Source organism: Streptococcus infantis, assembly GCF_000963255.1.
GTDB classification, from domain to species: Bacteria; Bacillota; Bacilli; order Lactobacillales; family Streptococcaceae; genus Streptococcus; species Streptococcus nidrosiense.
Genome location: NZ_JYOV01000002.1, coordinates 24809 through 40002 on the forward strand (window position 1 = coordinate 24809; position 15194 = coordinate 40002).

Consider the following 15194-nt stretch of genomic DNA (forward strand, 5'->3'; position numbering starts at 1 on the left):
GTTTTTTTATCTAGAATATTTTTTTCTTTGAATATCATAAAAAATAAAGACAATAATGGCTATAAGAGAACAACTTGCACCAGCAACAAATCCTTTTGGAATAAAGGAAAGGGTAATAGTTCCTTCACCTTCAGGAACATCAATTTTCATAAATCCAGTTTGTGCCTGTTGAATTTGTAATTTTTTACCATTTTGGTAAGCAGACCATCCTCGGTCGTAAGGAATTGTGAAAAAGATCGATGTCTCATTCTTTACCTTATAATTTACAGTGACTTTATTTTTATAAGAGCTCACTTCTACTGGATTTTCTTTTATTTTGCGTATAGCCTCCGTATATTTCTTAGTATCTAAGCGATAGAAAGTTGGAGATTCAAATGATACTTGAGCATTTCCTGGGAACTTAACCTGGATATCAAAAGTTTGTTTATGTTCTGCATATCCAAGATTAAAAAATGTAAAAACATTATCTGTGGTAAAGGATTTTTTTTCACCATTGACAATGATGTCAACTTGCTTTTTCTTATCGTTTGAAAAATTTAGCTTGGTCATGGAAAGGTAAACCTGACTATTATCTGGTACTTCAATGCTGTAGCTGATAGTTGCATCTTCAGTATCAGTTCCGTTTAGATTGACCACGTTGTCACCAGAATCTGTATGATGATTTATCGGATAAAAGTACTCTTCATTTAAGCCAGCAATTTGATTTAAAAATTGAGTTTGGTTATCAAGAGTATGGTCATTAAAAGTGACATCTTTGTAAAGAGACTGTGTAGCAAAAGCAATTGGGAGAGCGAATTGATTTTTATAAAGGGTTAGATTATTTTTTTGATAGCTTGGATGAAAACCATATTTATCTGGATAGGTTTCAGAAATATTGTAGCTGATTCCAAATAAACTATCTGCAATGATAGTATTATTTGCATAACGAAGATTAAGGTTGGTACCTGAAGATTTAAAACCCAACTTATCTAACGTTGTACTTGCAGAACGATTACGAACAGATGAAAATTGTGAGATGCCATTGTAGTTAAATTTCATGCTATCGTTTCCAGTTTGAGTTTGTAACTTTTCAGTTCGTGTAAATGTATCTGGCTGCTGTTTGGTATACTCCAAAATAGCTTCCATACTTGGAATATCTTTATCATAGGTACTACGAGAAGCAAATCCCCATTCTTTCGTAATTCCATTTAATTGAGATGAAGCATTAAAACTAACTTCACTTACTGTAAAGATCAAAATAAGAATTGAAAAGATTTTTAGAGAAATCATTTTTCGGATAAGTGCTAATAACAATAGTAAGTATACCACTAAGAACTCAATCGTTAAGAGTATATTTAATTTAGTTAGAAATGAATAATGATTTTTAAAATAAATGGTTGCCAGATAGCCAAATAAAAGGAAGGTCATTGAGAATAAAATATTCCATAACTTAATATCCTTAAATCTATTTAAAACTTCTGCTGAAATATAAATCAAGAGAGTAGAGAAAATCCACGCATAGCGATGAAGAAACATATTTGGTGCGTGCATTCCTTGCCAAAATAAATCTAAGGCTTCTATATAAAAACTAACAATGATGATAATTAGTAGAGTTGCATAGCATAGTTTCACGTGAAACTTAATTGATTTTAATGTAAAGAATACAATTGTTAAGATAAAAGGAAGGAGGCCAACAAAAATCATTGGGATGGAACCATATTTAGTTGTATCGAAAGCACCAATGAATTGTTTAGCAAACAGATCTAGATACCAACTGGCATCTGTTTTTATTTTTGTAATAGCGGTTAATTTTTCACCATGAGTTCTTAAATCAAACAAGGTTGGGAGTGTCATGATGAAACTTGTTAAACCAGCGAGTAAGGATGTTATGAAAAAATCAAGGAAAGAATACTTGCGACTTTTAAAATCCCAGGAAAGTTGGCAAAAATACCAAACTACCAAAAACAGGGCAGTCATATAACCAAAATAGTAATCTTGGATAAATAATATTGACAAACTTGTAAAGTATAGAATGCGTTTTTTTTCCGTTATGAGTAGATGTAAACCAGTTAAAATTAAGGGGATTAAAATAAAAACATCTAACCAGGTTTTAATCTCAAGTTGACTAACTGTAAAGCTCATTAATGCATATGAGGTAGATAGAGCTAATCGAAGTAGGGCTGGTATATTTTTGAATATTTTACTCAAGCTAAAAAAGGTTGACAGACCTATCAAGCCAAATTTCAACAAGGTTGACAGATAGACTGCGTCTGGCATGCTTGATACATCAAAAAAATAAACAAGAGGAGATAGAAAACTACCAAGATAATAACTGGACAAGGCATAAAAATTGAGACCTAGACCACTGGTAAAAGTATAAAATAGACTATCACTCCCATGTAAAATATTACGAAGATTAAGATCAAAAATAACATATTGATGAAATCCATCTCCTAATAAAGGTGAAGTATCACTGTTCCAGTAGATACCTTGAGAAAGATAGACTCCGAACATAATCACTAGGGGAATGATGAAAGAAATAAGATGGGTCCAATAGTTTCTGAAAAATGTTTTCATGTTACCTCATAGAATGTTAGAAAACCCAGTTGGGTAATCCAACTGAGTTTTAAAGTATTATTTAGTCTTTCCAAAGTTCTTTGACTTTTGCTTGTACTTCAGCATTTTCTAAGAATTCATCATAAGTTTCATCGATACGGTCGATTACACCGTTTTTAGATAGGACAATAATGTGGTTGGCCAATGTTTGAATGAATTCATGGTCATGACTGGCGAAGATGATAGATTCTTTGAAGTTTTTCAATCCATCGTTCAAGCTTGAAATAGATTCCAAATCTAAGTGATTTGTAGGATCGTCAAGTACAAGAACATTTGATTTCAAAAGCATGAGTTTCGATAGCATCACGCGCACCTTTTCTCCTCCTGACAAGACGTTTACAGGTTTGTTAACCTCATCTCCAGAGAAGAGCATACGACCAAGGAAACCACGCAAGAAGGTATTGTCATCTTCTTCTTTACTTGCAAATTGACGGAGCCAGTCAAGGATAGATTCACCCCCAGCAAAATCAGCTGAATTGTCTTTTGGCAAGTATGAGCGACTAGTTGTAACTCCCCACTTGACAGTTCCCTCATAGTCAATATCACCCATAATAGCACGAATCAATGCAGTTGTTTGAATGTCGTTTTGACCGATTAGAGCTGTCTTGTCACCTGGACGCAAGATAAAGCTGATGTTGTCAAGAATAGTTTCGCCATCAATCTTGACAGATAGATTTTCTACTGTCAAGAGATCGTTTCCGATTTCACGTTCAGCTTTAAAGTTGATAAATGGATATTTACGACTAGATGGCACAATTTCTTCAAGTTCAATCTTATCAAGCATTTTCTTACGTGATGTTGCTTGTCTTGATTTAGAAGCATTAGCAGAGAAACGAGCAACGAATTCTTGGAGTTGCTTAATTTTTTCTTCTGCTTTTGCATTACGGTCTGCTAGCAATTTAGCAGCAAGCTCAGAAGATTCTTTCCAGAAGTCGTAGTTTCCGACATAGAGTTTGATTTTTCCAAAATCAAGGTCGGCCATGTGAGTACATACTTTGTTCAAGAAGTGACGGTCATGGGATACGACAATAACGGTGTTATCAAAGTCAATCAAGAAATCTTCTAACCAAGTAATAGATTGGATATCAAGACCGTTGGTCGGCTCATCTAGAAGAAGTACATCTGGTTTACCAAATAGAGCTTTAGCAAGAAGTACTTTCACTTTGTCCCCATTTGCAAGTTCGCTCATATTTTGATAATGAAGATCTTCAGGGATATTCAAGTTTTGCAAGAGTTGTGAAGCTTCACTCTCAGCTTCCCAACCACCTAGTTCAGCAAATTCTCCTTCAAGCTCAGCTGCACGAACTCCATCTTCATCAGTAAAGTCTGCTTTCATATAGATAGCATCTTTTTCTTTCATGATGTTGTATAGTTTTTCATTACCCATGATAACAACATCAATAACACGTTCATCCTCATAGTCAAAGTGATTTTGACGAAGCACAGAAAGACGTTCATCAGGACCAAGAGAAACATGACCAGTTGTAGGTTCGATATCACCAGCTAAGATTTTTAAAAATGTTGATTTACCTGCACCGTTAGCACCAATTAAACCATAGGTGTTTCCTTCTGTAAATTTGATGTTGACCTCATCAAAAAGTTTGCGATCACTAAAACGTAGTGAAACATCAGATACTGTTAGCAATTTTTTTCTCCTATTATATGTAATACTCTAATTCTACTAGAAAATCAGCAAATATTCAAATTTTTATCTGTCAATTATTTGTAAATAATATTTACAGAAAGTTTACAGTTAAGTAGTTGAAATCGTAATTATTTGATAAAAAAATTATCTGTCTTTTTATCAAAAAAATGCTATAATTGAAAGGACCATATCAAAGGAGAATAAGATGAATAAACCCATTATTTTAACAGGAGATCGTCCAACGGGGAAATTACATATTGGGCACTACGTTGGTAGCTTAAAAAATCGTGTGTTATTACAGGAAGAAGATAAATATGACATGTTTGTTTTTTTGGCTGACCAGCAAGCTTTAACTGACCATGCAAAAGATCCACAAACTATTGTAGAGTCTATAGGGAATGTTGCCTTGGACTATCTTGCAGTGGGATTGGATCCTAATAAATCAACGATTTTCATTCAAAGCCAGATTCCAGAATTGGCAGAGTTGTCTATGTATTACATGAATCTAGTGTCTTTGGCTCGTCTGGAGCGTAATCCTACTGTAAAGACAGAAATTGCTCAGAAAGGATTTGGAGAAAGTATTCCAACTGGATTTTTAGTTTATCCAATTGCTCAAGCAGCAGATATCACAGCTTTTAAGGCTAACTTTGTTCCTGTAGGTACAGACCAAAAACCGATGATTGAACAAACGCGTGAGATTGTGCGTTCATTCAATCATGCCTATAATTGTGATGTTTTAGTAGAACCGGAAGGAATTTATCCTGAAAATGAAGGAGCAGGTCGCTTACCTGGTCTTGATGGAAATGCCAAAATGTCTAAATCGCTTAATAATGGTATCTACTTGTCAGATGATGCAGATACTTTGCGTAAGAAAGTAATGAGTATGTATACAGATCCAGATCACATTCGTGTCGAGGATCCAGGTAAGATTGAAGGAAATATGGTCTTCCATTACTTAGATGTTTTCGGACGTCCTGAAGATGCTCAAGAAATTGCTGACATGAAAGAGCATTATCAACGTGGAGGTTTAGGTGATGTCAAGACTAAACGGTATCTACTGGAAATCCTAGAACGTGAACTTGGTCCAATCCGTGAACGTCGTCTAGAATATGCTAAAGATATGGGTGAAGTGTATAATATGCTTCAAAAAGGTAGTGAAAAAGCTCGAGAAGTTGCTGGTCAAACGCTTTCAGAAGTAAAAGCTGCAATGGGTCTAAATTACTTTCATTAATAGATAAAATATGAACTCTAAAACTATCTCTTCTTTAAAATTAAAGGGATAGTTTTTTTACATTATCTATTATCAATATAATTGACAAATTTTCATAGAATGGTATGATAGATACAATACAAAAAGCGTCAAGCTCAAAAAGAAAGAAAAGAGGAAACTTCAATGTCTAATTGGGACACTAAATTTTTGAAAAAAGGTTTTACCTTTGATGATGTATTGCTTATTCCAGCAGAGAGTCATGTATTGCCTAATGATGCGGATTTAACAACAAAATTGGCAGATAATTTGACTTTAAATATCCCAATTATTACAGCAGCCATGGATACTGTAACAGAAAGCCAAATGGCTATTGCTATTGCGCGTGCAGGTGGTCTTGGTGTTATCCATAAAAATATGTCTATTGAACAGCAGGCAGATGAAGTTCGTAAGGTAAAACGTTCTGAAAATGGTGTTATCATTGATCCATTCTTCTTGACTCCAGAGCATACAATTGCAGAAGCAGATGAACTCATGGGACGTTACCGTATCAGTGGTGTTCCAGTGGTTGAAACTCTTGAAAATCGTAAATTGGTTGGTATTTTAACAAACCGAGACCTTCGTTTTATTTCAGATTACAATCAACCAATCTCAAATCATATGACCAGTGAGAATCTTGTTACTGCTCCTGTTGGAACAGATCTTGAAACAGCTGAGAGCATTCTTCAAGAACACCGTATTGAAAAACTTCCTTTGGTTGATGAAGAAGGTCGTCTTTCTGGCTTGATCACGATTAAGGATATTGAAAAAGTGATTGAGTTTCCGAATGCAGCTAAAGATGAGTTCGGTCGTCTTCTAGTTGCTGGTGCGGTAGGTGTAACTTCTGATACTTTTGAACGTGCTGAAGCCCTCTTTGAAGCAGGAGCAGATGCCATTGTTATCGATACTGCCCATGGTCACTCAGCAGGTGTTCTTCGTAAAATTGCTGAAATCCGTGCGCACTTCCCAGATCGTACACTAATTGCCGGAAATATTGCCACTGCTGAAGGTGCACGTGCCCTTTATGATGCAGGAGTTGACGTTGTTAAAGTTGGTATTGGGCCAGGTTCAATCTGTACAACTCGTGTTATCGCAGGTGTAGGAGTTCCACAAGTTACAGCTATCTATGATGCAGCAGCAGTTGCACGTGAATATGGCAAAACAATCATTGCTGATGGTGGAATCAAGTATTCTGGAGATATTGTTAAAGCCCTTGCTGCTGGTGGAAATGCAGTAATGCTTGGATCAATGTTTGCAGGAACAGATGAAGCTCCAGGAGAAACTGAAATCTTCCAAGGACGTAAGTTCAAGACATATCGTGGTATGGGTTCAATCGCTGCAATGAAGAAAGGTTCAAGCGACCGTTACTTCCAAGGCTCTGTCAATGAAGCAAATAAACTCGTTCCAGAAGGAATTGAAGGACGTGTTGCATATAAAGGAGCAGCAGCTGATATCGTATTCCAAATGATTGGTGGTATCCGATCTGGTATGGGTTACTGTGGTGCAGCTAACCTTAAAGAATTGCATGACAATGCTCAATTTATCGAAATGTCAGGTGCCGGTCTAAAAGAAAGCCATCCACACGATGTGCAAATCACAAATGAAGCACCAAACTACTCAATGTAATAAAAAATCTCCTGTAAAACAGGAGATTTTTTGTTGTTTACGCCAATGTAAAATTTAGTTTACAGATAATTGACCGTTCTTTACAGTAAATATACTGAGATTATCTGGTAAGTTTTGAAGATGCTCTAAACTAGTTGTTGTAATAAAGGTTTGAATATTTTGAGATATAGTTTCTAATAATTTAAGTTGACGAGTATTGTCAAGTTCACTCATAACATCGTCAAGTAAAAGTATAGGCGATTCTTTTGTAATGCTCTCCATTAATTCGATTTCAGCTAGTTTAATAGAAAGAACAAGGCTACGATGTTGTCCTTGACTTCCAAAGCTTGCGTCCATTCCATTGATTAAGAAAATCATATCATCCCGATGAGGGCCAACTCCAGTATTCTTCTTAAATAAATCTCTTGATCTACTTTTTTGAAGTGCGGTATAGAAAGATTCTGCTAGTTTTCCCTTGTCAGTGAAGTTTACGGATGGTTGATAACGAATTGACAATTCTTCTAATTGGTCCGAAATATCAAAGTGTTTTTTACGACCAAAAGATTCCATTTTTTTTATAAATTCTTCTCTGTGGACCATCACCCGACAACCGTAGTCTACTAGCTGGTCATCTAGAACAGATAAAAATGTTTCGTCAATCTGATTCGCTGACTTTAAGTAGGTATTTCTTTGTTTGAGCACATGATTGTAGCTTGACAAATCTGACAAGTATATGGGTTTGATTTGTCCTAGTTCCATATCTATAAACTTACGTCGGATAGCTGGTGCTCCTTTGACAAGTTGTAAATCTTCGGGTGCAAATAGAACAACATTCATGTGTCCAATATAGTCAGATAGCCGAGCTTGCTTTAAGTGATTGACTTTAGTAATCCGACCTTTTGGGGTTAAGTCAATCTCAAGTGGTACAGTAGCCGTTCTTTTTTGAAGAATTCCAGAAACTTGAAGTTGTTCTTCTTCAAATCGGATTAAATTCTTGTCTGTCTTTGTCCGATGACTTCTAGTTAAAGCTAAAAAGTAAATACTTTCCAGAAGATTAGTTTTGCCTTGAGCATTTCGACCCACAAATACATTTAATTTAGGATTAAATTCAATTTCGGTGTCCTGATAGTTTCTAAATTGCTTGATGGATAAGTTTTTTAGCCACATACTTATCTACCTGGGAAACGTGGTGCAGTTTTTGTTTTAGCTTTTTGGGTCTTTTTTGTTGGTTTTTTTTTGACCGTCTTATTCATTTCTTTGACAAGTTTAGCCACACGTTCTATCTCAAGTTTTTCTTGGACATATTCTTCCTGTTCTTCTAAGCTCGGTTGCGTCAGAATGATTTGGATTTTCATGTCAGGAATGTCTATAGAGTCTCCGATTCTTACTTTTTTTCCACGACGATTTTCTAATTCACCATTAAAGTAGACATGATGCTCAGCTAAAAAGGATTTAATAGCTCCACCACTGTGTATAATACCAAGTTCTTTCAAGAGAGCTTGGAGAGTGATAAATTCTTCAAATAATTTGTATTCCATAGTTCACCTCAATCTTTGGTATTATACCATATTTTACCTTGAAATGGCAGAGGTAAATTCGTTAGAAATGAAAGCGATTTTAATTCTAAAAGGGGTAAAGAGAACAAGAAAATTTTCTCTTTTCATGGTATAATAGAACTCTATGTAGAAGGAGGTAAGAGATGGAGTTAGTACCTGGAATTGCAGTGCATTTTATCCAATCAAAAAAATTTAAAACCAATAAAATTACTGTGCGTTTCACAGCTCCATTGTCTTTGGATTCAATTTCAAGTCGCATGTTAAGTGCCAGTATGCTTGAAACTGCCAACCAAAGTTATCCAACTGCTCAACTGTTTAGAAAATGTTTAGCAACCTTGTATGGAACTGATTTGTCAGCGCACGCCTATCGAAGAGGACAAAGTCATCTTGTGGATTTGAATATTACCTATGTGCGTGATGAATTTTTAAGTAAGAAAAACGTATTAACTTCTCAAATTTTAGAATTACTGCATCAGGTTCTGTTTACACCATTGTCGGATGAGGATGGATTTGAGAAAAATGCTTTTGACATCGAGAAAAAACAGATCTTATCAAGGCTGGAATCAGAATTAGAAGACCCATTCTTCTTTGCACATAAAGAGTTGGATCAATTGTTTTTCCAAGAAGAATCAATGCAGCTAGTTCCAAAAGATTTGATTTCTAGAATTTCAGAAGAGACTTCAAAAACATGTTTTTCAAGCTATCAAAAAATGCTAAAAGAAGACCAAATAGATATTTTCTTCTTAGGCGATTTTAATGAAATTGAAGTTTTAGAGTTTTTACATAAATTTCCTTTAACAGGTCGTAAATCAGTTGTAAACATTCAATATCAGCAAGCCTATTCTAATATTCTTAGAGAAGGTATTGTTAGAAAGAGATTAGGACAGTCTGTTTTAGAGATGGGCTACCATAGTTCAGTGGCATATGGTGATGAAGAACAGATGGCAGTGCTTCTTGTAAATGGTCTTTTAGGAGCCTTTCCTCATTCGAAACTATTTACCCAAGTGCGAGAAAAAGAGGGACTGGCCTATACGGTATCAAGTCATTTGGATCTCTTTAGTGGATTTTTACGATTGTTTGCTGGAATTGATCGGCAAAATCGAAACAAAGTAAGAAAATTGATGAATCATCAGTTGCTTGACATAAAAAATGGCAAGTTTACAGATAAGGAGATTGATCAGACCAAACAAATGATTCGTCGATCAATACTACTTGCTCAGGATAATCAAGATTCTATCGTCGATAAATATTATTTGTCAACTTTTTTTGGTAAGTCGAATCTTGACACAAAAACTTTAATCGATAAGCTTGAACAAGTTGATAGAGAAGCAATTTGTGAAGCAGCAAACAGTTTTAAGTTGCAGGCTATTTATTTTATGGAAGGAGCAGAATGACCAGACCTACTTTTCAAAAGAAATATTATCCTGCTGTAAAAGAAACTTTGTATCAAACTAGCTTAGAAAATGGTTTGACAGTTACTTTACTACCTAAAAAGGACTTTAACGAGGTTTATGGCGTTGTAAGTGTCCAAGTTGGTTCTGTTGACACAAGGTTTACAGTGGATGATAAGGACTTACAACAATATCCACAAGGAATCGCTCATTTCTTAGAACATAAGCTTTTTGAAAGAGAAGATTCTGGAGATGTTATGGCAGCTTTTACAGAGTTGGGTGCTGAAAGTAATGCCTTTACGAGCTTTACTAACACTAGCTATCTTTTCTCGACTTCTGAAAATGTTCTAGAGTGTTTAGATTTACTAGACGAACTTGTCACTACTTTCAATATGACTGAAGAATCTGTGGAGCGCGAAAAGGATATCATTCAGCAGGAAAGAGAGATGTATCAGGATGATCCGGATTCATGTCTATTTTTCAAGACTTTGGCAAATCTCTATCCAGAAAGTCCTTTAGCTTCAGATATTGTTGGTAGTGAAAACTCTATTGATGCTATTTGTTTGGAGGATTTAGAAGAGAACTTTAAAGAGTTTTACAGACCTGTCAATAGTAATATCTTTTTAGTGGGGAATTTTGATTTTGAACTGCTTGAAGATTATTTTGCTAAGAAATCTCATCCTCAAGAAAAAAAACATGAGTTTAAGAGAGAACAAATGCCTTTACATCCTGTAAAGACTACTGAAAGTTTACGGATGGAAGTAGCTTCTCCAAAATTAGCGATTGGTATTAGAGGAAATAAAGACATCGGAAATCGAGATCAGTATCGTTATCATCTTTTATTGAAATTGTTGTTTACAATGATGTTTGGTTGGACTTCACAAAGATTTCAAAAATTATATGAGACAGGTAAACTGGATGCTTCCCTGTCTTTAGAAATTGAAGTAGATCCTCGTTTCCATTTTGTGATATTAACAATGGATACAAAGGAACCTGTGGCACTTTCTCATCAATTTCGTAAAGCTATTCGCAATTTTGTTAAAGATGAGGATGTAACTGAGGATCACTTGGATATTGTAAAAACTGAGATGTATGGAGAATTTCTTCATAGTATGGATTCCCTTGAATACATTGCCACTCAGTATCATCCAACCGATACAGGTTCTACCCTGTTTGACCTTCCTAAACTTTTGCAGGAAATTACTTTAGAAGATGTTCTAGAGGCTGGACATGATTTGATAGATAATAGCGATATGGTTGATTATACAATTTTCCCGATATAATCGCTAGAAAATACACTAGAAAGAAGGAATGTTAAGTATGAGAAAAAAAACAATTGGTGAGGTCTTACGTCTTGCAAGAATTAACCAAGGACTGAGCTTAGAGGAATTGCACAGAAAGACAGATATTCAGCTGGATTTGTTGGAGGCAATGGAGTCAGATGATTTTGATAAACTACCGAGTACTTTTTATGCTCGTTCATTTTTGAGAAAGTATGCTTGGGCTGTTGAATTAGATGAAAATATCGTTCTAGATGCCTATGATTCGGGAAGTATGATTACTTATGAAGAAGTTGATGTAGATGAGATTGAACTTTCAGGACGTAGACGGTCTAATCGAAAGAAAAATTCATTTCTCCCGCTATTTTACTTTGTTCTTTTTTCTTTATCAATTTTAATTTTTGTAACCTACTATGTGTGGAATTATATTCAAACCCAACCAACTGCGTCTTCTGCGGCAACTTATAGTGTTGTGAGTTCAACAAGTAGCTCTAGTAGTGTAGCATCAAGTAGTAGTCAAGCTACTAGTTCATCAAGTTCGAGTGAGGCAACTACTTTGACTGTTTCAGGTCAGGGAGATACTTTGTCAGTGGAATATAAGACATCTAAAGATTCTGCGGATCTTCACTTATCTGTAACAGATACAACAAGCTGGATTAGTGTTTCGGATACTGATTTAGCAGGAGGAGTGACTCTTGAACCTAATAATAAAACAGCCAAAACAACCATCTCTAAAGGATCTCCAGTAACCATAACATTGGGTGTTGTTAAAGGAGTATCGGTGAAAATTGATAATAAGGAAATTGACACTTCAAAATTAACTGGTCAAACTGGTTGGATTACTCTAACATTAAGTTCAAACTAAAGGAAGGATAACATGAAAAAAGAGAATATTCCTAATATGCTTACGCTTGGTAGAATTTTATTTATTCCGATTTTTATTCTCCTTCTATCAGTTGGACCATCTCCTGTGTTACATAAAATAGCAGCAGTTATTTTTGCTATTGCCAGTATCACTGATTATCTAGATGGTTATTTAGCTAGAAAATGGCAAGTGGTTAGTAATTTCGGAAAGTTTGCGGATCCAATGGCTGATAAATTATTGGTCATGTCAGCCTTTATTATGTTGGTTGGTCTAAAGATGGCACCAGCTTGGGTGGTAGCAATAATTATCTGTCGTGAACTTGCAGTCACTGGTTTGCGCTTGCTCTTAGTTGAAACAGGAGGTACCGTTCTAGCTGCTGCTATGCCTGGAAAAATCAAGACATTTAGTCAGATGTTTGCGATTATATTCTTGCTACTTCACTGGACTGTTCTTGGTCAGATAACTCTTTATATTGCCTTGTTCTTCACAGTTTATTCTGGTTATGATTATTTCAAGGGAAGCGCATATTTGTTTAAAGGAACCTTTCGTTAGATATGGAATCGATTATTGAGATAAAAGACCTGTCTTTTCGATATCAGGCAGATCAAGAATATTATGATGTTCATAACCTTTCGTTTCACGTGAAACGTGGAGAATGGTTGTCAATCGTTGGTCATAATGGTAGTGGTAAATCAACGACAGTTCGCTTGATTGATGGTTTGCTCGAGGCTGAATCTGGAGAAATTTGGATAGACGGTGATTGCCTAACTCCAGAAAATGTCTGGGAAAAAAGACGTAAGATTGGTATGGTCTTTCAAAATCCTGATAACCAATTCGTAGGAGCAACTGTTGAAGACGACGTTGCTTTTGGACTGGAAAATCAAGGAATCCCACTTGAAGAGATGAAGAAACGCGTTTCTGAGGCTTTATCATTGGTTGGGATGGCTGAATTTGCTAAAAAGGAACCATCTCGTTTATCAGGAGGTCAGAAACAGAGAGTAGCTATTGCAGGAGTTGTAGCTCTGCGACCAGATATTTTAATCTTGGATGAGGCTACAAGTATGTTGGACCCAGAAGGACGACTAGAGTTGATTAAGATAGTCCAGAAGATTCGCCAAGACCACCAGATGACAGTTATCTCTATTACGCATGATTTAGATGAGGTGGCCATGAGTGACCGTGTTTTAGTGATGAAAAAAGGAGAGGTCGAGTCAACAAGCACTCCTAGAGAATTATTTTCTAGGTCAGATTTAAATCAAATTGGCTTAGATCAACCCTTTGTCAACCAATTGAAAGAATCACTACGTACTAGTGGTTTGAATTTGCCAGAGTTCTATCTTACAGAAGAGGAACTTGAGGAGGCTTTATGGGAATTATTCTAGACAATGTTAGTTATACGTATCAAGAAGGAACGCCGTTTGCCTCAGCTGCCTTGTCTGATGTCAGTTTGGCAATAGAGGATGGCTCTTATACTGCGATTATTGGGCATACAGGAAGCGGAAAGTCTACAATCCTTCAACTTTTGAATGGTTTGCTAGTTCCTACAGAAGGAAGTGTTCGTGTCTTTGATACATTGATTACATCAACATCTGTCAATAAGCAAATTCGTCAAATTCGTAAACAAGTTGGATTGGTATTTCAGTTTGCAGAGAACCAAATTTTTGAGGAAACTGTCCTAAAAGATGTGGCTTTTGGCCCTCAAAATTTTGGAGTTTCTGTAGAAGAGGCAGAAGCTATCGCGCGTGAAAAACTAGCTTTAGTAGGAATCGATGAATCACTCTTTGAACGAAGTCCATTTGAACTCTCAGGTGGACAAATGAGGCGGGTTGCTATTGCTGGAATTTTGGCGATGGAGCCTAGCATTTTGGTCTTAGACGAACCAACAGCTGGTTTGGATCCAATTGGTCGAAAAGAGTTGATGACCTTGTTTAAAAAGCTTCATCAAGATGGCATAACAATTGTTTTAGTAACCCACCTTATGGATGATGTGGCCGAATTTGCTGACCAAGTTTATGTGATGGAAAAAGGGAAACTAGTTAAGGGTGGGAAGCCAAGTCTTGTCTTTCAAAATGTCGAATTTATGGAAAAAATCCAATTGGGTGTTCCTAAAATCACACGATTTGCTCAAAGGCTAGTTGACAGAGGAATTTCTTTCGAACAATTGCCGATAACGATAGAGGAGTTTAAGGAGTTTATCAATGGATAATATGATTTTAGGTCGATACATACCAGGAAATTCGATTATTCATCGTTTGGATCCTCGTAGTAAGTTAGTAGCAATGATTTTATTGATCATCATCGCTTTTTGGGCCAATAATCCAATTACAAATCTCATACTCTTCATTGCAACAGGCATATTTGTCATTTTATCAGAAGTTCCCTTATCTTTTTTTATAAAAGGTTTGCGGTCTATGTTTTTTCTGATTGCTTTTACAACCCTTTTTCAACTGTTCTTTATCTCTGGTGGTCAAATCTTGTTCGAGATGGGATTTATAAAAATCACAAGCTATGGTATTGAGCAGGCAGGAATTATTTTTTGTCGTTTTGTGTTGATTATCTTTTTCTCAACCTTGCTTACTTTGACAACCATGCCATTGAGCTTGGCAACAGCGGTTGAATCCTTGCTTGGACCTTTAAAAAGATTTAAGGTTCCAGTTCATGAGATTGGACTCATGTTGTCAATGAGTTTACGTTTTGTGCCAACCTTGATGGATGATACGATTCGAATTATGAATGCTCAAAAGGCGCGTGGTGTAGATTTTGGAGAAGGAAATGTAATTCAAAAGGTTAAGGCCATGATTCCTATTTTGATTCCTTTGTTCGCTACCAGTTTGAAAAGAGCAGATTCTCTTGCTACAGCCATGGAAGCTAGAGGCTATCAAGGAGGTAATGGACGTAGCCAGTATCGACAGTTAAATTGGATGAACAGAGACAGTATAGCGCTATTATTTGTTTGTGTATTGGGTGCAATTCTATTTTTGCTAAAATCTTAGAATGTAATATAAGGTAGA

General features: G+C 36.0%; 13 protein-coding genes. 9 read left to right on the plus strand and 4 right to left on the minus strand.

Annotated elements, in window-relative coordinates:
• Positions 1–6: 6 nt before the first annotated feature.
• Together TZ96_RS00130 and TZ96_RS00135 are read right to left on the minus strand one after the other, a co-directional pair.
• Complete coding sequence (locus TZ96_RS00130) at positions 7–2556, minus strand: YfhO family protein (protein WP_045762407.1); 2550 nt, start codon at positions 2554–2556, stop codon at positions 7–9.
• Positions 2557–2617: 61 nt separating this feature from the next.
• Positions 2618–4240 carry an ATP-binding cassette domain-containing protein gene (locus TZ96_RS00135; RefSeq protein WP_045762408.1) on the minus strand — a complete coding sequence of 541 codons (1623 nt, stop codon included), beginning with the start codon at positions 4238–4240 and terminating at the stop codon, positions 2618–2620.
• Positions 4241–4445: 205 nt separating this feature from the next.
• On the opposite strand from TZ96_RS00135, the gene trpS reads away from it, so the two are divergent.
• On the plus strand, positions 4446–5471 hold the full coding sequence (trpS, locus tag TZ96_RS00140) for a tryptophan--tRNA ligase (RefSeq protein ID WP_045762409.1): 1026 nt from the start codon (positions 4446–4448) through the stop codon (positions 5469–5471).
• Positions 5472–5633: 162 nt separating this feature from the next.
• Complete coding sequence (guaB, locus tag TZ96_RS00145; protein ID WP_045762410.1) at positions 5634–7112, plus strand: IMP dehydrogenase; 1479 nt, start codon at positions 5634–5636, stop codon at positions 7110–7112.
• 54 nt (positions 7113–7166) lie between these two features.
• Here guaB and recF read toward each other — a convergent pair whose 3' ends face one another.
• The gene (gene recF / locus TZ96_RS00150) at positions 7167–8258 is read right to left on the minus strand and encodes a DNA replication/repair protein RecF (protein WP_045762411.1); all 1092 of its coding nucleotides are present in this window, start codon (positions 8256–8258) and stop codon (positions 7167–7169) included.
• Between the two features lie 2 nt (positions 8259–8260).
• Positions 8261–8629, minus strand: a complete 369-nt coding sequence (gene yaaA, locus TZ96_RS00155) for a S4 domain-containing protein YaaA (protein ID WP_045762412.1) — start codon at positions 8627–8629, stop codon at positions 8261–8263.
• Between the two features lie 161 nt (positions 8630–8790).
• Between yaaA and yfmF the strand changes: the two genes are divergently transcribed.
• From yfmF to TZ96_RS00190, 7 genes are read left to right on the plus strand one after another with little or no spacing between them, the layout of a single operon-like run.
• A complete protein-coding gene (yfmF, locus tag TZ96_RS00160) occupies positions 8791–10041 on the plus strand; it encodes an EF-P 5-aminopentanol modification-associated protein YfmF (protein WP_045762413.1) in 1251 nt (416 codons plus the stop codon).
• Entirely contained in the window at positions 10038–11321 is a 1284-nt protein-coding gene (gene yfmH, locus TZ96_RS00165) for an EF-P 5-aminopentanol modification-associated protein YfmH (RefSeq protein WP_045762414.1), read from the plus strand. The genes yfmF and yfmH overlap by 4 nt, the downstream gene beginning before the upstream one ends.
• A 37-nt stretch (positions 11322–11358) precedes the next feature.
• Positions 11359–12183 (plus strand): cytoskeleton protein RodZ, encoded by an 825-nt coding sequence (gene rodZ, locus TZ96_RS00170; RefSeq protein WP_080936287.1) that lies wholly within the window; start codon positions 11359–11361, stop codon positions 12181–12183.
• Between the two features lie 12 nt (positions 12184–12195).
• On the plus strand, positions 12196–12735 hold the full coding sequence (gene pgsA / locus TZ96_RS00175) for a CDP-diacylglycerol--glycerol-3-phosphate 3-phosphatidyltransferase (protein ID WP_045762416.1): 540 nt from the start codon (positions 12196–12198) through the stop codon (positions 12733–12735).
• Between the two features lie 2 nt (positions 12736–12737).
• Positions 12738–13565, plus strand: a complete 828-nt coding sequence (locus TZ96_RS00180) for an energy-coupling factor ABC transporter ATP-binding protein (protein ID WP_045762417.1) — start codon at positions 12738–12740, stop codon at positions 13563–13565.
• Positions 13550–14389: an energy-coupling factor transporter ATPase gene (locus tag TZ96_RS00185; RefSeq protein WP_045762418.1), complete on the plus strand. Its 840-nt coding sequence runs from the start codon at positions 13550–13552 to the stop codon at positions 14387–14389. Before TZ96_RS00180 ends, TZ96_RS00185 begins: the two co-directional genes overlap by 16 nt.
• Positions 14382–15176, plus strand: coding sequence for an energy-coupling factor transporter transmembrane component T family protein (locus TZ96_RS00190; RefSeq protein ID WP_045762419.1), 795 nt, complete (start codon positions 14382–14384; stop codon positions 15174–15176). Before TZ96_RS00185 ends, TZ96_RS00190 begins: the two co-directional genes overlap by 8 nt.
• Positions 15177–15194: the final 18 nt, after the last annotated feature.

Coding starts and splice junctions, on each gene's coding strand:
- TZ96_RS00130 (WP_045762407.1), bottom strand. CDS start 2,556: ATGAAAACATTTTTCAGAAACTATTGGACCCATCTTATTTCTTTCATC.
- trpS (WP_045762409.1), top strand. CDS start 4,446: ATGAATAAACCCATTATTTTAACAGGAGATCGTCCAACGGGGAAATTA.
- guaB (WP_045762410.1), top strand. CDS start 5,634: ATGTCTAATTGGGACACTAAATTTTTGAAAAAAGGTTTTACCTTTGAT.
- recF (WP_045762411.1), bottom strand. CDS start 8,258: ATGTGGCTAAAAAACTTATCCATCAAGCAATTTAGAAACTATCAGGAC.
- yaaA (WP_045762412.1), bottom strand. CDS start 8,629: ATGGAATACAAATTATTTGAAGAATTTATCACTCTCCAAGCTCTCTTG.
- yfmF (WP_045762413.1), top strand. CDS start 8,791: ATGGAGTTAGTACCTGGAATTGCAGTGCATTTTATCCAATCAAAAAAA.
- yfmH (WP_045762414.1), top strand. CDS start 10,038: ATGACCAGACCTACTTTTCAAAAGAAATATTATCCTGCTGTAAAAGAA.
- rodZ (WP_080936287.1), top strand. CDS start 11,359: ATGAGAAAAAAAACAATTGGTGAGGTCTTACGTCTTGCAAGAATTAAC.
- pgsA (WP_045762416.1), top strand. CDS start 12,196: ATGAAAAAAGAGAATATTCCTAATATGCTTACGCTTGGTAGAATTTTA.
- TZ96_RS00180 (WP_045762417.1), top strand. CDS start 12,738: ATGGAATCGATTATTGAGATAAAAGACCTGTCTTTTCGATATCAGGCA.
- TZ96_RS00185 (WP_045762418.1), top strand. CDS start 13,550: ATGGGAATTATTCTAGACAATGTTAGTTATACGTATCAAGAAGGAACG.
- TZ96_RS00190 (WP_045762419.1), top strand. CDS start 14,382: ATGGATAATATGATTTTAGGTCGATACATACCAGGAAATTCGATTATT.